Origin of the sequence: Paraburkholderia terrae, assembly GCF_002902925.1 — a bacterium.
Classification (GTDB): Bacteria; Pseudomonadota; Gammaproteobacteria; order Burkholderiales; family Burkholderiaceae; genus Paraburkholderia; species Paraburkholderia terrae.
In genome coordinates this window covers 2,072,878-2,098,833 of sequence record NZ_CP026113.1, presented here as the reverse complement: position 1 = coordinate 2,098,833, position 25,956 = coordinate 2,072,878, and the positions used below count along the sequence as shown (strand labels likewise).

The 25,956-nt window shown below is 61.4% G+C and carries 25 protein-coding genes; 12 read left to right on the top strand and 13 right to left on the bottom strand.

Features of this window, described 5'->3' with window-relative positions; all coding sequences use genetic code 11:
* Position 1: 1 nt before the first annotated feature.
* Positions 2–967, bottom strand: a complete 966-nt coding sequence (locus C2L65_RS39135; RefSeq protein ID WP_042305179.1) for a LysR substrate-binding domain-containing protein — start codon at positions 965–967, stop codon at positions 2–4.
* A gap of 413 nt (positions 968–1,380) precedes the next feature.
* Here C2L65_RS39135 and C2L65_RS39130 point away from each other — a divergent pair, with 413 nt between their 5' ends.
* From C2L65_RS39130 to C2L65_RS39110, 5 genes are all read left to right on the top strand, one after another.
* Positions 1,381–1,818, top strand: coding sequence for a PaaI family thioesterase (locus C2L65_RS39130; RefSeq protein WP_042305178.1), 438 nt, complete (start codon positions 1,381–1,383; stop codon positions 1,816–1,818).
* A gap of 168 nt (positions 1,819–1,986) precedes the next feature.
* On the top strand, positions 1,987–3,444 hold the full coding sequence (locus tag C2L65_RS39125) for a UbiD family decarboxylase (RefSeq protein ID WP_042305177.1): 1,458 nt from the start codon (positions 1,987–1,989) through the stop codon (positions 3,442–3,444).
* A 120-nt stretch (positions 3,445–3,564) separates the two neighbouring features.
* Positions 3,565–4,194 carry an SRPBCC family protein gene (locus C2L65_RS39120; protein WP_042305176.1) on the top strand — a complete coding sequence of 210 codons (630 nt, stop codon included), beginning with the start codon at positions 3,565–3,567 and terminating at the stop codon, positions 4,192–4,194.
* Positions 4,195–4,220: 26 nt separating this feature from the next.
* Entirely contained in the window at positions 4,221–5,636 is a 1,416-nt protein-coding gene (locus C2L65_RS39115) for an MFS transporter (protein ID WP_042305175.1), read from the top strand.
* Positions 5,637–5,833: 197 nt separating this feature from the next.
* Complete coding sequence (locus C2L65_RS39110) at positions 5,834–6,130, top strand: DUF4148 domain-containing protein (protein WP_042305174.1); 297 nt, start codon at positions 5,834–5,836, stop codon at positions 6,128–6,130.
* Positions 6,131–6,874: 744 nt separating this feature from the next.
* Here the strand turns inward: C2L65_RS39110 and C2L65_RS39105 are convergent.
* The 6 genes from C2L65_RS39105 to C2L65_RS39080 all read right to left on the bottom strand — a co-directional run bounded on the left by C2L65_RS39105 (position 6,875) and on the right by C2L65_RS39080 (position 11,228).
* A complete protein-coding gene (locus C2L65_RS39105; RefSeq protein WP_042316777.1) occupies positions 6,875–7,603 on the bottom strand; it encodes an enoyl-CoA hydratase/isomerase family protein in 729 nt (242 codons plus the stop codon).
* Positions 7,604–7,662: 59 nt separating this feature from the next.
* Positions 7,663–7,920 carry a hypothetical protein gene (locus C2L65_RS39100; protein ID WP_042316775.1) on the bottom strand — a complete coding sequence of 86 codons (258 nt, stop codon included), beginning with the start codon at positions 7,918–7,920 and terminating at the stop codon, positions 7,663–7,665.
* A gap of 60 nt (positions 7,921–7,980) precedes the next feature.
* Positions 7,981–8,766, bottom strand: a complete 786-nt coding sequence (locus tag C2L65_RS39095; protein ID WP_052427050.1) for an SDR family oxidoreductase — start codon at positions 8,764–8,766, stop codon at positions 7,981–7,983.
* Between the two features lie 46 nt (positions 8,767–8,812).
* Positions 8,813–9,127, bottom strand: coding sequence for a non-heme iron oxygenase ferredoxin subunit (locus C2L65_RS39090; protein ID WP_042316773.1), 315 nt, complete (start codon positions 9,125–9,127; stop codon positions 8,813–8,815).
* 34 nt (positions 9,128–9,161) lie between these two features.
* Positions 9,162–10,163: a 2Fe-2S iron-sulfur cluster-binding protein gene (locus C2L65_RS39085; RefSeq protein WP_042316770.1), complete on the bottom strand. Its 1,002-nt coding sequence runs from the start codon at positions 10,161–10,163 to the stop codon at positions 9,162–9,164.
* 120 nt (positions 10,164–10,283) lie between these two features.
* Positions 10,284–11,228 (bottom strand): LysR family transcriptional regulator, encoded by a 945-nt coding sequence (locus tag C2L65_RS39080; RefSeq protein WP_042316768.1) that lies wholly within the window; start codon positions 11,226–11,228, stop codon positions 10,284–10,286.
* Between the two features lie 113 nt (positions 11,229–11,341).
* On the opposite strand from C2L65_RS39080, the gene C2L65_RS39075 reads away from it, so the two are divergent.
* From C2L65_RS39075 to C2L65_RS39050, 6 genes are all read left to right on the top strand, one after another.
* The gene (locus C2L65_RS39075) at positions 11,342–12,604 is read left to right on the top strand and encodes an aromatic ring-hydroxylating oxygenase subunit alpha (protein ID WP_420852535.1); all 1,263 of its coding nucleotides are present in this window, start codon (positions 11,342–11,344) and stop codon (positions 12,602–12,604) included.
* A gap of 3 nt (positions 12,605–12,607) precedes the next feature.
* The gene (locus C2L65_RS39070; protein WP_042316765.1) at positions 12,608–13,090 is read left to right on the top strand and encodes an aromatic-ring-hydroxylating dioxygenase subunit beta; all 483 of its coding nucleotides are present in this window, start codon (positions 12,608–12,610) and stop codon (positions 13,088–13,090) included.
* A 28-nt stretch (positions 13,091–13,118) separates the two neighbouring features.
* Positions 13,119–14,144, top strand: coding sequence for an aldo/keto reductase (locus tag C2L65_RS39065; protein ID WP_042316763.1), 1,026 nt, complete (start codon positions 13,119–13,121; stop codon positions 14,142–14,144).
* 44 nt (positions 14,145–14,188) lie between these two features.
* Positions 14,189–15,016 (top strand): alpha/beta fold hydrolase, encoded by an 828-nt coding sequence (locus C2L65_RS39060; protein WP_042316761.1) that lies wholly within the window; start codon positions 14,189–14,191, stop codon positions 15,014–15,016.
* A gap of 109 nt (positions 15,017–15,125) precedes the next feature.
* A complete protein-coding gene (locus C2L65_RS39055) occupies positions 15,126–16,505 on the top strand; it encodes an MFS transporter (protein ID WP_081921556.1) in 1,380 nt (459 codons plus the stop codon).
* 50 nt (positions 16,506–16,555) lie between these two features.
* On the top strand, positions 16,556–17,635 hold the full coding sequence (locus tag C2L65_RS39050; protein WP_042316759.1) for a porin: 1,080 nt from the start codon (positions 16,556–16,558) through the stop codon (positions 17,633–17,635).
* Between the two features lie 7 nt (positions 17,636–17,642).
* Here C2L65_RS39050 and C2L65_RS39045 read toward each other — a convergent pair whose 3' ends face one another.
* Positions 17,643–18,269, bottom strand: a complete 627-nt coding sequence (locus C2L65_RS39045; protein ID WP_042316757.1) for a glutathione S-transferase family protein — start codon at positions 18,267–18,269, stop codon at positions 17,643–17,645.
* 1,113 nt (positions 18,270–19,382) lie between these two features.
* On the opposite strand from C2L65_RS39045, the gene C2L65_RS39040 reads away from it, so the two are divergent.
* On the top strand, positions 19,383–20,630 hold the full coding sequence (locus tag C2L65_RS39040; protein ID WP_081920782.1) for a Zn-dependent hydrolase: 1,248 nt from the start codon (positions 19,383–19,385) through the stop codon (positions 20,628–20,630).
* A gap of 81 nt (positions 20,631–20,711) precedes the next feature.
* Here the strand turns inward: C2L65_RS39040 and C2L65_RS39035 are convergent, their stop codons facing one another.
* From C2L65_RS39035 to C2L65_RS39015, 5 genes are all read right to left on the bottom strand, one after another.
* Positions 20,712–21,656, bottom strand: a complete 945-nt coding sequence (locus C2L65_RS39035; RefSeq protein ID WP_042305380.1) for an AEC family transporter — start codon at positions 21,654–21,656, stop codon at positions 20,712–20,714.
* A 500-nt stretch (positions 21,657–22,156) separates the two neighbouring features.
* Positions 22,157–22,912 (bottom strand): alpha/beta hydrolase family protein, encoded by a 756-nt coding sequence (locus tag C2L65_RS39030; protein ID WP_233446652.1) that lies wholly within the window; start codon positions 22,910–22,912, stop codon positions 22,157–22,159.
* 297 nt (positions 22,913–23,209) lie between these two features.
* Positions 23,210–24,769, bottom strand: coding sequence for a PqiB family protein (locus C2L65_RS39025; protein ID WP_042305381.1), 1,560 nt, complete (start codon positions 24,767–24,769; stop codon positions 23,210–23,212).
* 111 nt (positions 24,770–24,880) lie between these two features.
* Positions 24,881–25,090: a hypothetical protein gene (locus tag C2L65_RS39020; RefSeq protein WP_081920783.1), complete on the bottom strand. Its 210-nt coding sequence runs from the start codon at positions 25,088–25,090 to the stop codon at positions 24,881–24,883.
* Positions 25,091–25,203: 113 nt separating this feature from the next.
* Positions 25,204–25,866, bottom strand: coding sequence for a DUF3313 domain-containing protein (locus C2L65_RS39015; RefSeq protein ID WP_042305382.1), 663 nt, complete (start codon positions 25,864–25,866; stop codon positions 25,204–25,206).
* Between the last annotated feature and the right edge of the window lie 90 nt (positions 25,867–25,956).

Sequence of the window (25,956 nt, the reverse complement as noted above, 5' to 3'; positions counted from 1 at the left end):
CTCAGCAAGGCTCCGGCACGGACGGCGCCATGACGCGGCGCGGCGTCGCCGCGCTGTCCGGGGCATGGTTTTCGCCGAGACGCGCGAGCGCCCATTCGCGGAATAGCTCGACCTTCTTCGTGCGCGCCTTGTCGTTGGGCGAGGAGACGAAATACGCTGAACTGGACGGCACGCGCACATCGAACGGCGCGACGAGCTTGCCGCTCGCCAGATCGCCGTCGACCAGCGGCGTGCGGCCAATGGCAATGCCGACGCCGTCGCAGGCTGCGGCGAGCGATGTCAGTTGCAGGTGGAACACCGACTCGCCCGCGAATTCGACGGGCTCGCGCACGGCGGCTTCGAGCCACGCGGGCCAGTCGTCCTGATACATCGAATAGAAGTAGGTGCGAATCTGCCGCATGCGCGCGAGACCTTCCGCGACCGAGCCGAACTTGCCCGCTTCTTCGAGCACGGCGGGCGAGCACACGGGAAAGAACTCCTCGCCATGCAGCCGGTCCGAGCGCGCCGACGCCCAGCGGCCGGAACCATAACGGATCGCCACGTCGTAGCTGTTGCGGTCGAACTCGTTGAAGGTGGAACTGGTGGCGACGTGTACCGTGATGTCGGGGTAAGCGCGCTGGAATTCGGGCAGCGCGGGGATCAGGCATTTGACCGCGTACGTGGGCAGGCACGTGACCGTGAGCACCGTGCTCGGCTTCTTCTTGCGCGCATGCGCGGTTGCGATGGACAGCAGATTGATCGCCTCGTGTACGGAGTCGAGATACTCGCGTGCGGCAGGCGTCAGCGTCAGGACATTGCGGCGGCGCACGAACAGCTTCACTTCGAGCCGTTCCTCGAGCGTTTTGATCTGATGACTGATGGCCGTTTGCGTCAGCTCGAGTTCCTGTGCGGCGCGGGTGAAGCTCAGGTGTCGCGATGCGGCCTCGAACGCAAGCAAGCTCTGCAGAGAGGGTATGTAGGGTCTCATCTAGATGTCAGCGCCATACAAGTCACCTGGTAACGGATTGTAGCGGGTTTCATCGGCGGATTCCGATGCGCTGCGCGGCCGTGCAAGCGCCCGGCGGCTGCCCAGGCTGAAAGCCGCCGGATGCACGGATGATCGGCTCGATACGACCCCTGCGGAAATGAAACTTTTTCATGCCGGCATGAGAAAAGTTAGTTTGCGCATGCCGAAAGCGCTCATGCACTCTTGGTCCCGTTGGACGAAGCGTCCTCTATTGGCCCAGATGAATCAATTGTTGCAAACCCGGAACATCCGATATCCAGCGGCGGTGTGCGGGCGATCCGCGGCCCTGCACGCGGTTTGCAACGCACGCTGTGCAAGGACAACAAGAAGCGGCGAGCGGGACGTGCCGTTCGCTCGCAGAAGGGAGAATAACGATGGACATCGATGTGCTGGAAAATCCGTTTCTTGCCAGCCTCGGCATGACGCGTAGCGACTGGCGTGAAGGCTACGCGGAATTTCGCCTGGAACTCCAGCCTGAATTGCTGAATCGACAGCGCGTGCTGCAGGGCGGCGTGGTGGCCACCTTGCTCGACGCCGCCTGTGGATACGCCGGCCTGTACAGCGCCGACCCGCAAAGGCCCATTCACGGCGTGACCTTGTCGTTGACGCTGAACTTCCTCGACAAGGGCGTTGGCTCGACCTTGATCGGCAGAGGCATTCTCGAACGCAAGGGCCGCTCGATCTTCTTCGCGCGCGGCGAAGCGTGGATCGATTCGAAGACGCTGATCGCTACGGCACAAGGCACGTTCAAATACGCGGGCGGTTATGGGCGGCGCGAGCCATCGAACCCGCCCGGCGGCGAACTCGACTGATTCGCCGCATCGCATGAATCCTTCTCATCCCCGACATGAACGATGGTCGTTTGCGCGGCGTAATGCGTTGCCTCAATGTTGCTCAATGTTGCGATGAGGCAGCTTTCGGGCGTCGCGCTACCGGCATGTAACGCCCGTCAGGAAACGCAGTACAAGGAGACATAGGACGTGACAAAGAACTCGAACACTCATTCGCTGGATCTGCGTGCATGGCTCGACGAGGCGCGCGCGCTCGGCGAATTGACCGACGTATCGGGCGCCGACTGGAACCTGGAGCTGGGCGCGATCAGCGAGCTGAACGTGAAGAAGGAGCGGCCTGCCGCGCTGCTATTCGACGACATTCCTGGTTATCCGCAGGGACATCGTGTGCTGACATGCAGCACCGCGAGCCCGGCGCGGCTTTCGTCGATCTTGCGCGTGGGACATCAGGCCACGCACCGTGCGCTAGTGGAGACGCTGCGCGGCAAGCCGAAGCAATGGCAGGCTCATGCGCCGGAATACGAACCCGTGACGACGGCGAGCGGTCCTGTGTTCGACAACGTTCAGTCAGGCGCCGACGTGGACCTGTTCTCGTTTCCCGCGCCGCTGTGGCATGAGAAGGACGGTGGCCGCTACATCGGCACGGGTTGCATGGTCGTCACGAAAGATCTCGACTCCGACTGGATCAACGTTGGCACCTATCGCGTGATGATCCACGACAAAAATCACGTCGGCCTCGACATGATTCCGGGCAAGCACGGCGCGATCCAGTACGACAAGCACATGAAAGCGGGCAAGCCGTTCCCGGTTGCGATCGTGATCGGCTGCGACCCGCTCGGCTATCTGATTTCGGGCATCGAAGTGCCGTTCGGCATGTGCGAGTACAACTACATCGGCGCGATATTGAAGCAGCCCGTTTCAGTGGTGAAGGGGCAGTTGACGGAGCTGCCGTTTCCGGCCGCGTCGGAAATCGTGATCGAAGGCTACGCGCATCCCGGCGACGTGAAAATCGAAGGACCGTTCGGCGAATTTCACGGCTACTACCCGGGCAAGGCGGAGACCGCGCCCGTCGTGACGATCGAACGCATCTACTACCGTAACAACCCCATCATCATGGGCAGCCCGCCCGCGAAGCCGCCCAACGATTATTCGTATTCGAAGGCCGTGATGCGTTCGGCGCTGCTCGTCGATGCACTGCAGGCCGCGGGCGTGCCGGACGTCGCGGGCGTGTGGGCGCATGAGATCGGCGGCGCGCGCATGTTCAACGTCGTCGCGATCCGTCAGCGTTACGCAGGCCACGCGCGGCAGGCAGGACATATTCTCAGCCAGTGCGGCGTGGGCGCGTACATGTCGCGCTATTCGATCGTGGTCGACGACGATATCGATCCCGCCAACCTGCAGGAAGTGATGTGGGCCGTCGCAACACGCACGGACCCGGATATCGATATCGACATCGTCAAACGCGGGATGGGTTCGAAGAACGACCCGATGTCGATCGCGAACCCGTACAAGGCGCCGTTCAATTCGAAGGCGATCATCGACGCATGCCGTCCGTTCGATTTTCTTCACGAGTTTCCGCAAGTCGCGGAAGCCAGCAAGGAATTGCAGGAAAAGACGCGCGCCAGGTGGGAACACATTCTCGGCTGATGCGGCGCGAGAGGTACTAAGCGGCGCGGCCACGCGCCGGATACAGATCATGCAGGCCGCTGTTTTTTCCGGCGCGCAGAAAGACGCGCCTTTGACGGCGGCTGACAAGGAGAATGACAGATGGAACTGACAGGCGAACAGATTCTGCCGCTACCGCGCGAACGCGTATGGGCTGCGTTGAACGACCCGGAGATTCTCAAGGCATCGGTGCCGGGATGCGAGTCGTTCGAACGCGTCGACGACAACCAGTTTCAGATGGTGATGGCCGCGAGTGTCGGCCCGATCAAGGCGCGCTTCAAGGGCAAGATGGTGCTGACCGATTTGCAGCCGCCGCAATCGTATTCGATGACCTTCGAAGGATCGGGCGGCGCGGCCGGTTTCGGCAAGGGCGGCGCGCATGTCGACCTGCTGACCGATAGCGCCGGCACGCGACTCGTGTACCGCTCGCATGCGCAGGTGGGCGGGCGTCTCGCGCAGGTCGGCGCGCGTTTGATCGACGGTGTCGCACGGAAGATGGCTGAAGACTTCTTTGGCCGCTTCACGGCGGCTGTCGTCGGTCCGCAGGAGCAGGTAGCCGTTGATGACGCGGCGATGCCGGCCGATAACGCATCGGGCCCGGCGACGACGCATTCGTCCTCGTCTGCGCCATCGTCTGCGCAACCGGCGCGAAGCGCGGGCGGCAAGACATGGACATGGGCCTTGGGCCTCGTGGTCGTGATTGCATTGATCGCCGTGTACGCGTTGCACTAACAAAAATAACGGCAGAGGAGACGACGATGCACGAAAGCAATGCGCTGCAGGGCGCAGTGAGACAGGAGGGCACGCAGACTGCGACCGTTCAGGCTACGGCAGATGCGGCGAAAGAGGCGCTGATCCGGCGTATCGAGAGCGTGCCGTTCTCGCGTTGGCATACGAAGGCGCGGATCATCATCGGCAGCGCGACGTTCTTCGACGCCTTCGATGCGCTGTCGATCGCTTTCGTGCTGCCCGTGCTGATCGGCCTGTGGCATATCGAGCCGCTCGAAATCGGCGTGCTGATCGGCGCGAGTTATATCGGGCAATTCGTCGGCGCGCTGATATTCGGCTGGTACGCCGAGCGGCGGGGGCGGATTCGCAGCGCGACCATCGCGATTGCGATCATGTCGGTCATGAGCATGGGCTGCGCGATGAGCGGCAGCTTCGCGATGCTGCTTGTGTGCCGGTTCGTGCAGGGGATCGGCGTGGGTGGCGAGATGCCTGTCGCGGCGACTTACATCAGCGAGCTATCGAATGCGCACGGGCGGGGCAAGTACTTTCTGCTGTACGAGTTGATTTTCCCCGTTGGACTGATGGCGACGGGACAGCTTGGCGCGTGGCTCGTGCCGCTCGTTGGATGGAAGATCATGTTCTGGATCGGCGCGGTGCCGGGCCTGTTGATCGCGGTGCTGGTTTCCCGCTTGCCGGAGTCGCCGCGCTGGCTGATTGCGAGAGGACGCCTCGACGAAGCGGAAACCGTCGTCAGCGCAATGGAAGCGAGCACTGATCGCCGCATCGCGCCCGGTCCGAGGAAGCAGCCGATCAATGTTTCCGCGAATGCGCGCGCGGGCTGGCGTGAATTGTTGTCGCCGTTCTATCGCGGCCGCACGTTCGTCGTGTGGGCGTTGTGGGCGAGTGCCTTCTTCATCGCGAATAGTCTCAACAACTGGTTGCCTACGCTGTACCGGTCGTTTTATCACCTGCCGTTGCAGACGGCGCTGCGTGCTGCATCGATGACGAATATTGCGCAGGTTGCGTTGCTGCTCGTTTGTGCTTATGTCATTGATCGCGTTGGACGACGCAACTGGACCGTGACGGCTTTCTGTGTTGCTGCCGTTCTGTTTGCGTGTCTTGGGCTGTTCGGCGCGCACGATGTATGGGCCGCGATGGTGCTCGGAACGTTGAGCTATGGGCTGATTGGGTCGATTGCGGCTGTGCTCTATCTGTACACGCCTGAGGTTTATCCGACTCGAATGCGCGCGACCAGCACAGGACTCGCGACTTCGTGGCTACGGTTGGCTTCTGCTGTCGGGCCGTCGTTGGCCGGGTTGCTGCTGCATAAGCAAGGCATCGGTTCGGTGTTTGTGATGTTCGCGATGGTGGCCGTGTTTGGTGCGCTTTGCGCGATGAAGATGACGGAGACGCGGGAACGGAGTCTGGAAGAGATTGCGCCTTAGATGAAGGGCTTTTGTTTGTCTGGTTTGATCTGCAAGGAGCATTGCGACGAAGCGAGTGTGAACTGAATGTGAGGCGCGGCAAGGCGTCTGTCATCGACTGTAACGAGTTGCGCTTCGTGGTTGCGTGGCGTGCGGTGCGTTGTGCGCGTTTCTGGGGGTAAGATAGGGTTTACGCTAGAGCCCTATCGGAGGCCACCATGAAACTCATCGTTAGTGTTGCTGCGATTTCTGCAGCTTTGTTGTTGCCACTTGCCGCGTTTGCGCAGTCGAGTGCGCCTCTTACGCGTGCCGAGGTTCGGCAGCAGGTTATTGAGTTGGAGAATGCGGGGTATAACCCCTCGACTTCGGATTCGACTGCTTATCCGGAGAATATTCAGGCAGCGCAGAATCGGCTAAATGCCGCTAAGGCTGGCGGTGGGTATGGTGGGGTTGTTGATGGTTCTGTCAGTTCCGGGGCGGGGCGCAGGTTCTATCAGGGCGATGATTCGCAATAGTCGTTGGTGTTTGCTGCGCACGCGGTTTGGTTTGCTCGTGTTTTCGCTGGCATCCGCGCTTTGTTAGCGTGCTTCAAGCGTCGCCCCTGTGCGGGGCGGCACCTACTTTTCTTTGCCGCCGCAAAGAAAAGTAGGCAAAAGAAAGCGGCTAACACCGCCAGTCCTTGTTCTTATCCACGGGCCCCCAACGTCCCCACGCTTCACACGGCAGTGCTCTGGTTGGTGTTCGTTGCCAACGCCTCGAATGAACGCCTCACCTGCTTCGAATACCCGTACTCGGGCAAGCGGCAGCGAATGGCATGTGCCGCCCAGGTGGCAAACTGTGTGTAGGTTGTCGCGTCGTATAGGGTAGCGCTCTTACAGGGTGGAACGCATGTGCTATCGGTCCGAAGTGAGGCGCGCGAGGCACTACGGCCGACACACAGTTTGCCACCTGGGCGGCCGTGGCATATCTGGCACGGCGTGGTGCAGCGCGGGTGCGTGAAGCGGGTGAGGCGCAGCGCAAGAGCGCTGGCAACGAACATGGGTCACGTGATTGCCGTGTGAAGCGTAAGACCCGTTGGGGGCCCTCAGGCAAGAAGAAATGTTGGCGGTGTTAGCCGCTTTCTTTTGCCTACTTTTCTTTGCGGCGGCAAAGAAAAGTAGGTGCCGCCCCGCACAGGGGCGACGCGTGAAGCACGCTAACGAATCGCGGATGCCAGCGCAAAGGCAAACCAAACCAAACCAAACCCACCCCGGCGATAATCACTTATCGCCCATCGACGTCATTGCCGATGACAACATCAACCCAGCCGTCTCACTCGCCAACGAAAACTGCGGCATCACGATCTCCCGGAAATACGCCTTGAGCGCGCTCAGCGCAATCCGCTCGCGCGAACAAATAGACGCACTAATCGCATCACCGCGCGCGGCCAGCCTGCCAGCAGGCAAAACCTCCGCAACAAACCCCCACTCCCGCGCCGTCCTGGCATCGACAGCATCGGCCAGATAAATCATATGAGCCGCCGCCTTCGGCAGAACGCGATACCGCAATACGGACCACACCAACGTCGGCGGCAGATTCTTCTGCATCTCCGGCAGACTGAACCGCGCCTCGTCCGATGCAATAGCGAGATCACACGCAGCAACGAGCGCACAGCCAAAGCCACGCGCATCGCCCTGTACTTCGGCAATCACGGGAACCTCGCTCTCATGCAACGCGCGATACACGCCGAGAATCGGATCTGCCACCGTGCGCCGAAACTGTTCTGACGTCAGTGGAGTCTGCGGTGCTGGGCTGGCGGCCCGACCGCCGCAAAAATTGGCGCCCGTCGCACGGACCCGGATGATCTTGATCGCAGGGTCATGGCCCGCATCGCGGATCGAATCAGATAATGCATGCAGTCCGCTTAAGCTCAGCGTATTGCCGACCTCAGGCTGAACAAAGGTGATCTGGCATTCGCTGCCGTTCTTCGAGACAGTGAATTCGGTCATGTGCTCCGCCTGCTAAATGAAATGGTCTTGAGAATCGAGATGCTGCGCACGTCATATCGCTAAAGCGTGACCAGACGCGTCGCCGATAATTCGAAACGCGACATCGACGTTTCTTTCGCTCCGTGAACACAACACCAGAGATAGAAAAGCTCGACGAAGCCGACGAAGTTGCACGCGTCGCGCGCGTCGTATTCATCGGTATCGGCTGTACCGTGGTCGAGGAAATCGGGCAGGCGTGAAAGTCGAACTGCAAGCGCGCCATCGGGCGCTTCGCGGCGGTGGAACACGCCACCGTCCGTTTCGAGGTTCAAATTCATTGTCCTTCCTGGTCGAGGCGGGAAGCGCTGCCATGCGCGCGTTCCGCCATTGAAGTGAAGTCAGATCGCGCGCGTTTCGCCGCCGTCGATGTCGAGAATGGCGCCCTGCGCAAACGATGCCGCGTCAGACGCCATGAACGCAACCGCCTGCCCGATTTCATCGGGCGAGCCGAATCGGTTGATCCCGCACTCGTTGAGCAGCATTTGCGTGGCGACTTCCGGTGCTACGCCTTCGTTCTGCGCAATGCGCGCGATGTTGCGTTCGAGGCGATCCGTCCTGATGCGACCGGGATTGACAGCACACACACGAACGCCGTCGCGTTTGCCGAGGTCGGCCATCGCCTTCGTGAAGTTCATCAGGCCAGCGTTGACGACGCCGCCAATGGTGAACTCGCCGATGCCCGTCCATGCGCCGACGCCAACGATGTTGACCACCGTGCCCTGCATGTTCGCGAGCTGCGGCCAGGCTGCGCGCGTCATGCGCACATAGCCATGCAGCTTGAGCGCAAGACCGTCCTCCCAGTCATCGTCGGTCAGTTCGAAGAAATCGCCGCGCCGCGTGGCGCCCGCGTTGTTGACGAGCAGATCGAGATGCCCGAAGCGCGCGAGCGTTCGCTCGATCACCGACGCTGCCGCCTCGCGCTCGCGCAAATCGCAAGCGATGGTCAGCACACTGGCGTCGCTCGATTCACGCAATGCGTTAGCCATCGCAGTGAGCTTGTCGCCATCGCGCGCGACCAGTGCGAGCCGCATGCCTTCCCGCGCGAGTTGGCGCGCGACGCCTGCGCCGATGCCGCGGTTGCCGCCCGTGACGATCGCGACCTTGTCCTTCAGGTTCAATTCCATGTTGTCTCCCAAGACATGCTGTTGCCGCCGATGCAGGCGAAGGCCCTCAGTCGATCTGCACGATCACGCGGGCATCGACGATCCTGACGGGAAACGAACGCAGGTCGTCCGTCAGCGGCGCGCACATCGCCTTGCCCGTGCGCACGTCGAAGCGTCCCTGATGCAGCGGACACTCGATCTCGCCGCCCTCGAGAAAGCCGTCGCACAGCCGCGCGTGTCCGTGCGTGCAGATGTTGTCGGTTGCGTAGACCTCGCCGTCGACCGAATACAGCGCAATTTCGCGCCCGCCGGCCTTGACGGCGATGACGTCGTTGTCGGGGAGATCGGCCTGTGCTGCTACATCGATCCAGCCTTCCGTCATGGGGTGTCTCCTGATTGAAATGGATGTTGTGATGTCACGCCGGTTGGGCGACGGCTTGCGGCTGCGCGAAGAAGGCGTCGGCGTAGATGCGTGCCGCCGCCAGCCCTTTCGCGACGAGCGCTGCCGTCACCGCTTCGACCATCGGCGGCGCGCCGCAGACGTAGCCGTGAAAATCGCGCAAAGCGTCGCTGGCCAGCCAGTCGGCGCCGATCGCATCGGGAACGAGTCCGGCGCGATGCCCTTCGTGTGCGGGACCACTCGCGACGACGATCTGCACACGCAGATTCGGATACCGCTGCTGAAGATCGGCAAGCGTGCGCGCGCCATACAGGTCGGCTTCCGAGCGCACGCCGAAATACAGATGCACAGGACGGCGATTGCCGGCTTCGAGCGACGCGCGTGTAATCGACAGCACGGGAGCGAGCCCCGTGCCGCCGCCGACGCAAACAATGGGGCCGTCGTGCGTGCGGCGCAGATAAGAGGTGCCGAGCGGGCCGCTGATACGCACGGTGTCGCCTGCCTTGAGCACCTGCGCGACGTGTTCGCTGACACGTCCGCCCGGCACGATACGGATATGGAATTCGAGCAGATCGTCGCCTTCGACGGAAGCCATCGAATACGGCCGTTCGAGGCCTGGCGCGAACTGCAGCGTCGCGAACTGACCGGGTGAAAACGACAGGGGACGGTTGGTGCGAAATCGCACGATGCGTACATCGTGTACAGGTGCATCGACCGATTCGACGATGCCCTTGAGGATGCGGGCCGGATGCACGACGACTTCGTCTGGCTCCGGAATTTCGATCGTACAGTCGCTTGTCAGCGTCGCCTGGCAAGCAAGCACGTCTTGCGCAGATGGATCGACGCGCTCGCTTCCCACCTGCAACGCTCCGCCGATCAGCTTGCAGCGGCAGGTTCCGCAGCGGCCCGCAGAGCAGCTATAGGAGATCGGCACATTCGCGTGCCGCAGGGTGTCGAGCAGATTGTCGCCGGACGCGAAGCTGATCGACTGTCCGGTGGGTTGCACGTGCAACTGCATGAATGTCTCCCGCCTCGAGATCTGGTTTTCGCCGATCTTAAGGGGGAGGCTGCCGGGCAGGAACTACGTGACGGGAATGGACGATATTCGCCCGCTGAATATGTGCCGAGGGCCGCTGTTTTAGGGGAGCGGCACGGCCTGATCGGGCGAAACGTGCGGCGCGCCTTCGCTGAAGGTATCGAACATCATCGCGCGCAGCCACTGGTTCGCAGGGTCCCGATGATATTTGGCGGACCAGAAGACGTTGAGGGGTATCGGGTCGAGCTTGATGGGCAACGGCGCCCACGCGAGATTGAACGGCACGATGCTGTGGTTCACGAGCCGTCCCGGTAGCGCGGCGATCATATCCGTCTCGCTCAGGATATGACCGACAGCGGCGAAGTGCGGGATACGCAGCTTTACGTTGCGACGCACGCCGAGGCGTCCCAGATCGTGCTCGATCATCATGTGTCCGGTATGCGGCGCCAGCACGACGAGATGATCGGCGCGGGCGAATTCCTCCAGCGTAATGCTGCCCTTGTCGAGCGCATGGCCTTTGCGGAACGCGCAAACGTACTGGCTCGCGGTCAGCCGGCGCTGGAACATGCCGGCATTCAGATCGGGCAGCCAGCCGATCGCCAGATCGACCGCGCCCGTTTCAAGCTCGTCCTTCAGATTCGACTCGCCTTTGCGCACGGTGCTGATCGACACATCGGGCGCAACGCGTTCGAGCGCCCGCATCAGGTTCGCGAGGAAATCGATCTCGCCGATATCCGTCATCGCAATGGTGAAGCTCCGATTGCTCCGCGCGGGATCGAAGTCCATCTCCAGATTGACGACGCCGTGAATCAGCCGCAACGCTTCGTTGAGCGGTTCGGCGAGGCGTTCCGCGTAAGGCGTGGGCTGCATGCCACGGCCCGTGCGCAGCAGCAGATCGTCACCCAGCAACGCGCGCAAACGGTTCAGCGCGTTGCTCATGCCGGGTTGCGACATACCGAGATTCTCCGCCGCTTTCGACACGCTCTTCTCGCGCACGAGTTCGGCGAGCACCAGCAGCAGGTTGAGGTCCAGATCTCGTAGTTCCATCGCTCTCGTCCTGATATTGCTGGCGATTATATCGTCCATTCGCGGGCGTTTATTGGTCGTCTGGGGTGTCTCGCAGATCATGTGTCCAGCAAGAACGACTCTGGAGACAACGCATGAGCATGGAACCCGTTCCGATTTCGTTCGTTCCGAAGTGGAAGGGCGAGGGATCGAGCCGCATCCCGTTCTGGGTCTATACCGACGAATCGGTTTATCGCCGCGAACTCGATCGGATCTTTTACGGCCCGCACTGGAGCTTCGTCGGTCTCGAAGCCGAACTGCCGAACGCGGGTGATTTCAAACGCACGTGGGTCGGAGAGCGCTCCGTCATTCTGGCGCGCAACGAAGACGGTTCCGTCAGCGCGGTGGAGAACATCTGCGCGCATCGCGGTGCAGCATTCTGCCGGGAGCGCACGGGCAATCGCAAAGAATTCCTCTGCCCGTATCACCAGTGGACCTACGACCTCAAAGGCAACCTGACGGGTGTGCCGTTCCGGCGCGGACTCAAGAAGGATGGCGAAGTGCGCGGCGGCATGCCTGCCGATTTCAGTCCCGCCAATCATGGCTTGAACAAACTCAAGGTGGCGGTACGTCACGGCGTGATCTTCGCATCGTTCGATCACGATGTGGAGCCGCTCGAAGACTATCTCGGCCCGCAGATCCTGCCGTACTTCGACCGCACGTTCGACGGGCGCAAGCTGAAGATTCACGGCCACGCGCGTCAGCGCATTCCCGGCAACTGGAAGCTGATGCAGGAGAACATCAAGGACCCGTATCACGTCGGCCTGCTGCATACGTGGTTCCTGATGTTCGGCCTGATTCGCGGCGACCAGAAGTCGCGCATCGTGACGGACGCGCATGGCCGCCACGGCGCGATGGAATCGACGCGCGAAGCGACGGGCAAGGGGGCAGTCAGCGAAGGCTTGCACAGCTTCAAGGACGACATGCACCTGAACGACGAACGCATCATCGACATCGAGCGCGAGGACTGGTGGAACGGTCCCACCGTCGTGATGCTGACGCTCTTTCCCAATCTGATCGTGCAACAGCAGTCGAACAGCATGTCGGTGCGGCAGATCATTCCGCGCGGCACGGGTGCGTTCGATTTCGTCTGGACGCACTTCGGCTTCGAAGACGACGACGCCGAGATGGAGACGCGCCGCATGCGTCAGGCCAACATGTTCGGCCCCGCCGGCTACGTGTCCGCGGACGATGGCGAAGTGCTCGAATTCTGCCAGGAGTCGTACGACAGCGGCGACAAGGCACGCACGACGATCGCGGAGCAGGGCGGACGCGACTGGAGCGAGTCGAACCACACGATTACCGAGAACGTGCTGCGCGGCATGTACGCGTACTGGCGCAAGCTGATGGAGATCTGACCTATGCAGCACACCGATCCGAAGGCGGACCTGCTCGACGTGATGACGTTGCACAGCGAATACAGCGCATGCGTCGACGCGGGCGAGTTCGGGCGTTGGCCCGATTTCTTCGTCGAGCATTGCGACTATCGCATTCAGTCGCGCGAGAACTTCGACGCGAAGCTGCCGCTTTGCATCATGTGGCTCGAAGGCAAAGGGATGCTGCTCGATCGCGTCTATGGGGTTCGCGAAACGCTCTATCACGATCCGTACTATCAGCGGCATATCGTGTCGGCGCCTCGCATCGTGTCGGCGGACGACAACGAAATTCGCGCCGAAGCGAACTATCTCGTGCTGCGTACGAAGCGCGATTCGTTTTCCGAGCTCTTCAACGTGGGCCGCTATATCGACACGATCCAGCGCACGCCTGACGGCCTGAAGTTCAAGGCGCGCAACTGCGTGTTCGACAGCGAATGGATTCGCAACTCGATCATCTATCCGATCTGAAGCGGCAGGTTTCAAGGAAAACGTCACGATGGAATACGTCAAGCTGGGCAACAGCGGGCTCGCTGTGTCGCGTATCGCGCTGGGCATGATGTCGTATGGCACGCCGGAATGGCGGCCGTGGGTGCTCGATGAAGCCGCTTCACGTCCGATCGTGCAGCGCGCGGTCGAACTCGGCATCAATTACTTCGATACCGCCGACATGTATTCGGCCGGGCGGTCCGAAGTGCTGACAGGCCAGTTCGTGCGCGAGTTCTGCCGCCGTGAAGAAGCGGTGATCGCGACCAAGGTGTTCTATCCCGTCGAGATGGCATTCAAGGGCGGCGCGGCGGGCGGCGCCAAACCGCCGAAGCATCCGAATGCAGATGGCCTGTCGCGCAAGCGCATCCTGCACGCGGTCGATCAAAGTCTCGCAAGGCTTGGCACCGACTATATCGACCTCTATCAGATTCATCGCTTCGACTACGGCACGCCGCTCGAAGAGACGATGGAAGCGCTGCACGACATCGTGAAGGCCGGCAAGGTGCGCTACCTGGGCGCGAGCAGCATGGCGGCATGGCAATTCGCCAAAGCCCAGCAGATTGCGCGCGACAACGGCTGGACGCCGTTCGTCAGCATGCAGAACCACTACAACCTCGCCTATCGCGAGGAAGAACGCGAAATGATCCCGCTGTGCCGCGATCAGGGTGTCGCGGTGATTCCGTGGAGTCCGCTCGCACGTGGTTTTCTTTCGGGCAGGTCACGGACGGATGCAGCACCGCAAGACTCGACGTTGCGCGCGAAGACCGACGACGTCGCGCAGAAGTACTACTGCCGCGACAGCGACGCGCGCGTGCTCGCGCAACTGGGCGCGCTGGCCGCGCGAAGGGATGTCAGGCACGCGACGCTCGCATACGCGTGGCTGTTGCACAAGGGCGTAACGGCACCCGTCGTCGGCGCGACGAAGGTCAGGCATGTGGACGACGCCGTCGCGGCGCTCGACGTGATCCTGTCCGCCGGTGAGATCGCAGAACTGGAAGCGCCGTACGAATCGCATCCCGTGATCGGACATAGCTGACTGCGACGAACGCGGCCAACGCGCAACGTGTGGAGAGGGCTTTCATGGATGTTTTGCAGGGTGTCGTTTCGGGACATCTCCGTGTGCGCGACGGCACGCGCATCGCATACAGCGTGCATGGCAATGTCGAAAGCGGCCAACGCGTGCTGCTCGTGCATTCGCTCGGCATGGACCACGACTTCTGGCGGCCCGTCGTGGCGAGTCTTGCGCAACGCGCGCTCGTGATGACCGTCGATGCGCGCGGTCACGGCGCATCCGACAAGCCACCTGGACCCTATCGCGTCGAGCAGATGGCGCAGGACATGCACGATGTCGTGTCGGCATTCCGCTTCGACAACGTGCTGGTGGCGGGCGCGTCGATGGGCGGCTGCGTCGCGCTGCAATTCGCCGCGACGTGGCCGCGCCTGACACGCGCCGTTGGCCTCATCGATACGACGGCCTGGTATGGCGAGGCCGCACCGCAGAACTGGGAACAGCGTGCCGTGAAGGCGGAGCAGGGCGGGTTGGGTCCCCTTGTCGACTTTCAGACGACACGCTGGTTCAGCGATGCATTCCGCGCGGCGCATCCGAATATCGTGCAGCGCTGCGTCGATACGTTTCTGCGCAACGACGTGCATGCGTTTGCTTCGACTTGCAGGATGCTGGGCGCCTTCGATGGTCGCGCGTTGCTGTCGAACGTACGCGCGCCATGCGCGGTGATCGTCGGCGAAGAAGACTACGCTGCGCCGCCGGACATGTCGCGTGCATTGCATGCAGGCATCGAGAGATCGACGCTGACGGTCATCCCCGGCGCGCGTCACCTGACACCGATCGAAACGCCTGACATCGTGATCGCCGAACTCGACAAGCTGCTGGACGCAACAGAACGCTGATACGCGGCATGCGGGCCTCAACGGTCCGCGCCAAGAGTGGTTCGGTAATGCAGTCACCGCGCAGGCGTCACACGTCGCGCGGCATTAAAACAAAACAAGGAGACAACCCATGCAACACCCCGCAGGCAGTCCCGGTCAACGCACGTCCGACGCTGCGCCCAGCGGCGTGACGCCGCAAGTCTGGTATCGCTCGCTCAATCGTCAGCAGTGGAATGCGCTGTTCGCGTCCAACCTCGGCTGGCTGTTCGACGGCTACGAAACCTACACGCTGATCCTCACGGTCGGCATCGCGCTGCACCAGTTGCTCGAGCCGGCGATGCATGCGCAGATTCCGTTCTACGCCGGTCTCGTCATCGCGTTGACGCTGCTCGGCTGGGGCGTGGGCGGGCTGGTCGGTGGCGTGCTGACCGATTACATCGGCCGGAAACGGATGATGATGCTGGCAATCCTCGCGTATTCGCTGACCACGGGCCTGAGCGCATTCGCATGGAACTGGGAGTCGTTCGCGGTGCTGCGCTTTATCGTCGGCCTCGCGATGGGTTCCGAGTGGGCGACGGGCACGGCGATGACCGCGGAACTCTGGCCGGACCGTCATCGCGGCAAGGGCGCGGGGCTCATGCAATGCGGGCTCGGCATGGGATTTTTCGTCGCGTCGCTGGTGTGGCTCTTCATGAGTCAGACAGGTGAACTGGCGTGGCGCTACATGTATGTGCTCGGCGTGTTGCCGGGTCTCGTCACGTTGTGGATGCGTTCGAGCATTCCGGAATCGGAGCAGTGGGAGCGCGTCAACGACGACCGGCGCCGGATTCGCGCGCTCAAGCGTGAAGGCGGCGCAGTGTCCGGCCGTGAAGAAGCGCTGAGCCGCTTCACGCTCGTCGATCTGTTTTCGGTGCCGAAGTTGCGGCGCCGCACGCTGGTCGCGGTGTTCATGTCGCTGACGACCACGCTCGGCTGGTGGGGCATATCGACCTGGGTGCCGCCGTACATCGGCGCCGTGGCCGCGCATGCGGGGCTGTCGGCGCCGCGCTGGGCCAGCTTTGCGGGCATGGCGTACAACGTCGGCGCGATTGCCGGCTATATCGGACTCGGCTTTCTCGCCGACGCCTATGGCCGCAAGCGCGTGACGTTCATGTTCTTCGGCATGGCGCTCGTCATGACACCCGTACTGTTCATGTGGACGCACGACATCGGCATGTTGCTGCTGGTCTCGGCCGTGACGGGTTTCTTCAGCCTCGGTCAATACACGTGGATGCCGACCTGGTTGCCTGAGCTTTATCCGACGCGTATTCGCGGCACCGCGATCGCGTTCTGCTTCAACGTACCGCGTCTGCTCGCGTGGTCGGGTCCGCTCGTCGCGGGCACGCTGATCGCGCGCTTCGGCGGCTATGGACATGCGGCCGTCACGGTGGGGTTCATCTATCTCGTCGGGCTCTCGCTTACCCCGTTTCTACCGGAGACCAACGGCAAACCTTTACCCGAAGACGTGTAGCACAGCGTGGCACTGCCATGGAAAAACAACAACGGAGGAGAACATCCACAATGAAAAAACTGACTCTGGCGCTGCTCGCGGCGGGCATGCTGGCAACGGGCGCTCACGCGCAAAGCAGTGTCACGTTGTACGGCAGCATCGACGAAGGCATCACGTACAACACCAACAACATGCGGCATGGCACGGCCACGCTCGGTCCCGTCGCCGTGCCGGACTTCTACGGGATGCGTGGGGTGGAAGATCTGGGCGGCGGCCTGAAAGCCGTGTTCGCGCTGCAAAACGGCTTCAAGTCGAACACGGGGCAGGGGACAATCGCGGGGGAAGCATTCAGCCACTTCTCGTGGGTTGGACTGACGAGCGACCGTTTCGGCGCACTGACGCTAGGGCGTCAACTCGATCTCGCCGCGGACGCGCTGCGCGTGAATTCGAACGGCAGCGTACAGTACACGTTCTATCTGTTCCATCCGGCGAATCTGGACAATCTGGGGATCATTGGCGACTCGATCAACAACTCGGTCAAATACACGACACCGACGCTTCATGGATTCACTGCGAGCGGGATGTATGGTTTCGACGATTCGAGTACGCAGCCGGGGCGAGTCGTGAGCGCGGATGTCGTGTACTCGCAAGGGCCGTTGCGGGCATCGATGGTGTACAGCAGCTGGCGCAATCACGCGATTCCGCTCGTGTCGGGATTGGGTCTGGGTTCGTTTCTCGGTCAACCGCTGACGGGCGGCCAGACCTTTGTCGCGCGGACTCAGGATATCTTCGGTTTGTCGGCGCTCTACAAGGCGACGTCGGAACTCGACTTGCACGGCGTGCTGACGCAAGTCAATCTTTCGACGCAGACACAGTCGGCTCGAATGAGGACGGCGGAACTGGGCGCGGACTATCACGTGACGGTAGCCAACACGGTGACACTCGGCGGCTACCTGTCCTGGCTATCGGGAACGCGTTACGCCGAACTGGGTGTCGGCGATGTCTATGCGCTTTCCAAGCGGACCGTGGTGTACGCGCAAGTGACCTGCCAGCATGCGGATGGCGTTGGAAACGCAGCGATGCCGTTGCTCGCGCCGTCGGATAGTCCGAACCAGACAGCGTTTCGCATTGGCGTGCATCACTTCTTCTGACGCGTACTCACGCGAACGCGTAAGGTCCGCCTCTTTCAATTGCGGCTCCATATGCGGGCCGCGAGTGAATGCGATGCAGGAAGGCGTTTAGATTTGCGTACCGGTCATCGAGTCCGCCGCGTTGACGGGCGGCCTCTAACGGGAAGCTCATCATGATATCGACGGCAGTAAACGAATCACCGGCAAACCATGGTCGACTGGATAACTCGCTATCCATCCACGCGAGATGGTCTTCGAAAGAACGCCTCACATCCGCCGCAGCCGTACGCCCCGCCTCGCCCATTCGTCCCAGAACAAGAAGCGCGAAAAGCGGAGGCATCAGAGAGCCCTCGGCGTAGTGCATGAAGTGTTGATACCGGCGAGCGCTCTCCGGTTCAGCCGGTCTGCCGATCTTCGCGGCGGCACCGTCCAGAATGTGCTCGAAGATCAAACCCGACTCGGCAAGCGTCAGGTCGCCGTCCTGAACGAGCGGTAGCTTGCCGAGCGGATGTATTCCGCTCACGGCGGGCGGCGCCTGGCCAGTGATCGGATCGCGACGGTAGCGAACGAGCTGATAAGGCAACGCCAGTTCTTCGAGTAGCCACAGAACACGCTGCGAGCGCGAGTTTTCGAGGTGATGCACGGTGATGTTCATGCAAGGTCCCACATATTAACTGCTTGCCGAAGGAGGTCGGTGTCGGCATGCGTCGATTGAAAGTGCGACCGAGTCTACGTGGGGCGAAGGTGTTCGATAATTCGCCAGTGGGAGAATTCACTCTTCTCGTAACGCGAACGCTCGTGGCCCGTGCGAGAGGGCATCATCGGGTATGAGTGCATGGACTTGCGATGGCATCCGCGATTCGTTAGCCTGCTTCAGGCGTCGCCCCTGTGCGGGGCGGCACCTACTTTTCTTTGCCGCCGCAAAGAAAAGTAGGCAAAAGAAAGCGGCTCACACCGCTGGTTCTTGTGTTTGCCTGAGGGCCCCCAACCGGTCTTACGCTTCACACGGCAATCACGTGACCCATGTTCGTTGCCAACGCTCTGGATGTGCGCCTCACCCGCTTCACGCACCCGCGTTGCGGCACTCCGTGCCAGATAATCCACGGCCGCCTAGGTGGCAAACTGTGTGTAGGCCGTAGCACCACATACGCCTCACTTCGGACCGATAGCGCACGCGTTCCACCCTGTAAGAGCGCCACGCTGTACGACGCGACAACCTACACATAGTTTGCCACCTGGGCGGCACATACCATTCGCTGCCGTGAGCCCATGCACGGGTGTCTGAAGCGGGTGAGGCGTTCATTCGAAGCGTTGGCAACGCACGCAAACAGAAATGCTGCCGTGCGAAGCGTAAGACCCTTTGGGGGCCCTCAGGCAGGAAGAAATGTTGGCGGTGTTAGCCGCTTTCTTTTGCCTACTTTTCTTTGCGGCGGCAAAGAAAAGTAGGTGCCGCCCCGCACAGGGGCGACGCGTGAAGCACGCTAACAATTCGCGGATGCCAACAGCAAAAACAAGCAAACCACCCAGCGTCGCAGACAACCAAAAGTAGGTGCCGCGCCGCACAGGGGCGACGCTTGAAGCACGCTAACGTAATCGCGGATGCCAGCGAAAGACCAAGAACAACCAAACCGGCCGCGCCACAAAGGCCCAAACGAGGATGCCAGCGCAAGACATCAAGTCCGCCGCGTGAGCCCATCACCATCACGAGTTCACTGGGTTGATGCGAAAATCGTTCTTTGCCCATCGACTCATGTTCCGGAGAACTCGCGTGTACGACTTCCCACGCATCAATCCCGTTCGCCTACTCGACGATCTCAAGACTTTGCGCAGCTTTGGCGCCAATGGACCCGGCGTGGTGCGACTGTCGCTCTCACCGGTCGATATGGAGGCGCGTCGCTGGCTCGCGGGGCGCATGACGGATGCCGGGCTGGATGCAACTATCGACGGTGTCGGGACGGTGTTCGGGCGCTCGCGCAAGCCCGGCCCGGCGGTCGTAATCGGCTCGCATACGGATACGCAGCCGACTGGCGGCTGGCTGGATGGCGCGCTCGGCGTGATCTACGGCCTCGAAATCGCGCGCGCCCTTGACGAATGCGCTGCGACGCGCGACTTCGCGGTAGACGTTGCATCGTGGATCGACGAAGAGGGCACGTTTTCGAGTTTTCTTGGTAGCCGCAGTTTCGTCGGCGATGCGATCGATGCGTCGTTACAGCACGCGCGCAATCGTGACGGCGTGTTGCTCGGCGACGGGCTCGCACAGGCGGGCGTGGCGAATGTGCCGCGTGTGGTGCTCGATCGTGCGAGACAACGCGCGTATCTCGAACCGCATATCGAGCAGGGCGGGCGGCTGGAAGCATCGGGGAAGTCGATCGGTGTGGTGACGACGATTGTCGGCATCCGCGAGTTTCAGTTGCGCTTCACCGGGCAGCGGAACCACGCGGGCACGACGCCGATGTCCATCCGACGGGATGCGGGCGCGGCTTTGGTTGCATTCATCGCGCGTGTTGACGATGCCTTTGGTCGGCTGGCGGACGCGGATACGGTGTGGACTGTCGGCCGGATCGATCTCGATCCGGGTTCGTTCAGCGTGGTGCCGGGCAAGGCTGATATGTACTTGCAATTCCGTGACGGTAACCCCGAGCGGCTGCATGCAATGGAGAACGCGCTTGCTGCGTTAGTAGACGAGTGGAATTTGAAGCATGCCGTGCAGGTTGAGCTGATACCTTGCGATGGTCCTGAGGAGCCGGTCGTGATGGACTCCGCGTTGCAGCAGCATATTGCGCAAGCGGCCGAGTCAGTCGCGCCGGGCCAGTGGATACACATGCCGAGCGGCGCATCGCACGATGCACAGGTGATCGCGCATCACATTCCCGCTTGTATGCTTTTCGTGCCGAGCATTGGCGGCGTCAGTCACGATTTCATCGAGGATACCGCCGAGGCGCATATCGTGCTCGGGTGTGAGGTGGCGGCGCGGGCAGCGGCGGGGATCGTGGAGGCGTTGCGGGGTTCGGTTTGATGACTGAATTTTGGGTGCCCAGGTTCTGCGGGAGGGTCGTCGAGCACCGCTCGTTGGAAGCGACAACTCCCGTCTGCATCATCAGAAAAAATACGCGATCAGCAGTCCCTCGGTTACGACGCCGAGAATCGTGCTGACCAGGATCGTCGCGGTGGCGTCGCGCGTGTAGGTATTGCTCTTGAGCGCGAACATGGCGGCCGCGGTCGCAGTCGGCACGGCGCCCGTGATAACGGCCTGGTGAGCCGGTGCGCCCACTACCCCGAACAATACGGCGCCGAGCGCCATCAAGGCGGGTTGCAGAAAGTTCTTGATACCCAGGTTCGCCAGGACGTTGGCGTTGAGCACAAAGCGCTCGCCATAGAGCATTAATCCGAGTGCGAATAGCGACGTGCCGCCGGCCGCCTTTGCGATCAGGTCGACGGAGGTCAACACCGGGCCGGGCAGCGTGACATGGCAGAAACTCAGCACCATGCCAGATATCGGCAGCCAGACAATGGGATTGATGACGGCGCGCGCGATACTTTGTCCGAATACCCGCAACACGTCTGGCTGCCCCTTTCCCATCGCATTCTTGTCGCCCAGTCCGGTCAGCACGATGGTCAGCGGCAGCATGAAAATGCTGGTGACGAGATTGCCGACCAGCACGGCCAGAAATCCCTCCGGCCCGAACACCGCGGCGAGAATCGGCGCGCCGAAGTAAGCCATGTCGGGAAAAGCACACACCAGTGCCTGCATGGTGGCGGTGCGCAGGTCATGCCTGAACACATAGCGGCCGACGCCTAGCGCAATGACATACGTACCCATCAAACCGAGTGTCAGGCACAGCGCAAAGCCGGCATTGTGCAGCTTGTCCGGCGAGGTCTTGACCGCGCCTTCAAACAGCGCAAAAGGTAGCGCAAACCGGATCACCAGGGTTGCCAGCACGCTGGCATCGTCATGCTTCAACAAGCCGATGCGAACTGAGAGCCACCCGAGCATGATGACGAACGCAACCGGCAACAGCCCATTGAGAATGGTGTTGAGCAAAGGAATACTCCTTTTCTATTAACCGGCATATATCGCGCTGCTTTTCGATTCGCTTGCACGGCATTAGCCCACGCACATTGAACATGTCGCGCTCAGTATCGGGTGAGCGCGGTTGTCTCGTTCATCACGAGGTTGGCGAGCGGTGCATCACCATAACGCGCAATGTCGAAGAATGCTGTGATGGTCCCGATCGCCGGATGCATTGTCCGGATGCTTTGTCGCACAGGGCGGCGCGGGGGAATAGCGATACCTGGTCTAGTTGGCAATCGGGGTGACGCTGATTCTCATTGGGGAAAAGGTGATTTTCGTTTCGCTCATCGCTCGTCTCACCTGTTTGCTTCTGCGGCAGGTTAGCTCAGCCGAAACGTGTACGCTTCGAACGATCGCCATGCTTGTGTAACCTGTTAGATAGGCCCATGTAAGCCACACTCGCGAGCAATGCACGCGGAAGAAGAGAACTAAGAGAGATCGACCGCCACACGCCGAGGTAACCGAAAGACTCAGCGCAACTCCTTACGGAAAAAATCGGCCACATCTCCATTGAACTGCTCGTGGAACGCAGCGCGATTGAAGCCCGGCAAACTATTGCAAATGGCGGGCATTTTGCGGGCAAGGCGCGCGTCGCAGGGCGGCAGAAAATCGTAGTGTCCTGCGTTCGGGATAACGTAATATTCGGGCGGATGGGGCAGGTCGGCGCGCACCGCCTCTTCATAGTATGGGTCCGGCTGATGACGGTCATCGGCGGCCCGCCATAGTTGGATTGGGACGCGCACGCCGCTCAAGCCCGCGCGTCCAAAGGTAAATCCGAAAGCGGGGGCCGCAATCACGGCGGCCTTGATTCGAGGGTCACGCACCCACACGCTGGCGGGCACAGCGGCGCCCTGGTCGGTATCGACGCCGGCCCGCGCCAACGCGCTGCACAGGTCGTGATCCGGATGTGCGTGACAATATGGAGCGATCGCGGACAGATTTGGCACGCCACCAATCATCACGAGCACGGTGAAGCCGCCATTGGAGAAACCGAATGCGCCGACGCGCGTCTTGTCCAGATGCTGATGATCGACCCACTCGTCGAGCATGTAGTCCACTAACCGGTTCAGTTGAGCGGGACGACGCCATAGCTGCAGAACACGGCTCTGATCGTCGAACGTGTCACCTGCATGGCTTACCGCCGCTGCCACGAAGCCGGCGTGGACCAGCGCGATGGCGGTGTCGTAATGGCTGTCGTACCAGCCGCCGCCGCCGTGCGAGATCACGACTAATGGTAAGCCACGGCCTGCGATGGGCGCGTCCCGTGCGACAGTCTCTGTGACATTGCCGACGGTCTGCTCGACTGCCGTAGCGCTCGTCGGATACCAGATTCCGACCGTCAATGGCGGTTCTGTGCCATTCGCGATCTTGACTTCCGCAAAGCCGACGTTGGCAGCAAAGGCTGGCGCAGCAAGCAGACTCCAAACGACAGCAACCAGAGCAAGTATTCTCACGACAGCAATCTCCCTCTATGCGTTGTTCGCGCCGCGCGCAGTGTTTTCAACTTCCCTGACTTGATTGGATCAATTGCGGTCCGGCTTGCCCCACAGAAGGGATTCAGGATGCCGTTGCAGATACTCGGACAGTGATCCAAGACTGGCAAGCGTTCGACGCAATTCGTTCAGCGCCTGATGCACATCGGATTGAAGCGGTGAATTATTCGCAAGGGTAGCGTTTGCCGCGTCGAATGAACGCTGCGCAGCTTCCAGCGCCGCACGAGTCTCGGGGACCAGTTCGCTATCGATCTGCTGGAACAGCGACGCCGAATTCCGGAGAGTCTTGTCGAGATTGTGTCCGATCTCGTCGAAGGGCACATCGTCGAGTTTTTTCACGATGCTGGCAAGCTGGTCCTGAAGTTCTTCGAGTGTATTGGGTACCGTCGGCAGTTCGACGGGCGTTCGCTGCGTATCGATTCTGACCGCGCGAGCGCGCGGAAAGAAGTCGAGTGCGACGTATCGCTGGCCGGTCAGCACACTGCCCGTACGCAATTGTCCGCGTAGCCCGTCAGCAACCAGCTGATGCAACAGACGCCTGCCCTCGGCGCCATCGCCGTTTCCGAGTGCTTCCCGGTAGCGCCGTCCGAGTCGCGACGGGTAAAGGTCGAGTGTAGCGACCATGTCGACTTTAGCGGTTCGAACGTTAACGTCGACGTCGATGGCCGTCACCTGACCCAGTTCAACACCGTGGAAATCCACCGGCGCGCCGATCGACAAGCCACGCAACGACTGTCCGAATCTCATGAGTACGCGTGCGGCCGGACCGTCCTCAGCTTTACGCGCGGCTTCCGTCCGTGTTGCGGACAGTGCGAACGACGTGCCGTCCGATGCCAGAGATTGCGTCGTTGCGGGGCCAACGATATCGAACGCCACCCCTCCGGAGAGGATCGATGCGACCGACTGCGTGTCCAGCCGCAGCCCATTGGAATCAAAGCGTAAGTCGATTCCGCTTGCATGCCACCAGCGGGTATTCGAGGTGACATACTGGTCATAAGGCGCGTTGACGAAGACATCGACAATAACCTCCGCGCCATCCTTCGAGAGCGAATATCCGAGAACCTGACCGGCCTGAACGCGGCGGAAAAGGACGGGCGAGCCAGGTGTCAGCGACCCCAGAGAGCTTGCGTGAAGCACGAAGCGTTTTCCCTTCTGATCGGATGTGACGGAGGGCGGCATTTCCAGGCCGGCAAAGTCTTTGCAAACGCTGGACGTGCGCGCCATATCGGCGGCGATATACGAACCTGAAATGGCCGTTGCGAGCCCGGAAATACCTGTCATGCCGATGCGCGGACGGACCACCCAGTATCGCGTATCACATGTCGCGAAAGCTTTTGCTGAGTCCTCCAGTTGCACGTCGGCGAGAACCCGTGTGCGATCGGCGGTGAGATGCAGGCCTGTCAGCGTGCCAATCTCGACATCCCTGTATCGCACGCGCGTTTTACCCGCCTCGAGTCCCTCAGCGCTCGCGAAGCTGATCCTGATGTGAGGTCCGCGTTGCACAACGGACGAAACGAGTAGCGCGCTGCAAATGAGCAGTGCGGCGATAGGGATGAGCCATACAGCCGACGGCCGACGCCGGCTATTCATCAGAGCGTTCCAGTGATCACGTCGCACAGTCGCCTGCCGAACCGGCGAAGGATGGCTGCGCACGCTTTGAGCCGGCGACGGAGACGCTTCACCGCTGCCCGATCGCCGTGACTAGTGAACGTTCGCATGCGAGTCGACGAGCAGCGCGATGTACACAAGCGCAGCGAGCACGCCCGCCATCGTCCCGAGCACGTCCCTGTAGCCAGCACCGTGCGTGAAATGAACCGGCAGTCCTACCACGAAGTAGGTCACCGCGAACACGATCACGACCATCAATGGCGGCGGCGTCGTCATGACGAGGTCGACCACGGCATGCATCATGGCGAAACAGCCGGGGTGTGAGCGATTGCCTGCATCCGTGGATCGCTCATACGGTTGACGCGTCGATTCGCTCGTTCTCCGGCTTGGCGCATGTCGATGTGGCTCGCCGGGAGTTACTTCAGTTGAGCGACGAGGGCATCCGCACCCTTGTCGATGCCCGTTTTGGCCGCGCTGAGCGATCCGAACGCAGCGGGCAGATTCATCGCGTTCGGATACTGCTTCGTCACATATGCCTTCAACAGGTGCCCATTGGAACTGTCGTACACCTCGACCGCATACGACACCGAGCCGCTGAACGCACCCTTGCCACCACGGATGGCCTGCACGCCGTTATAGAGATTTCCGGCGATATCGAAGTGCATCACCTGTCCGACGAGCAGAGTGGTTTGTTCCGCGCCCGTCAGCGTGAGCTTGATGCGCAGGGTGGCGGGCGTTGGCTGTGCGGCGATTTCGAAACGCTTCGACAGTTTCGACGCGAACGCTTTGCCCATGTAGTCAGCGAGCGCCGCCCTGTCGTCATCTTTCATATCCCCGAACTGGTTGTCATTGCCCCGATAGATATCGACGGGATCGACGATCACCTGGTTGTAACTCGACCAGACAACGGGGGCCACGAACCGGTACGGCACCTTGGCGGAGTCGTCATCCCGGTTCTGCTTCAGTTGCGACGAGGAGGCGATACCCGAGTACGCAACGGGCTGCACGCCAGCACAGGCCGTTAAGGCCAGCGCGGTTGCGCCGGCGAAGAAGTGCGGAGTCAGTCTGAGCTTGAACATGTCGTGTTTCCTGGAAGCCGATGGCAGGTGTTGGAAGAGCGTCACGTCGGATGAGTCCCGATGTGTGGCCGAAGCGTAGCATCGCCTTTT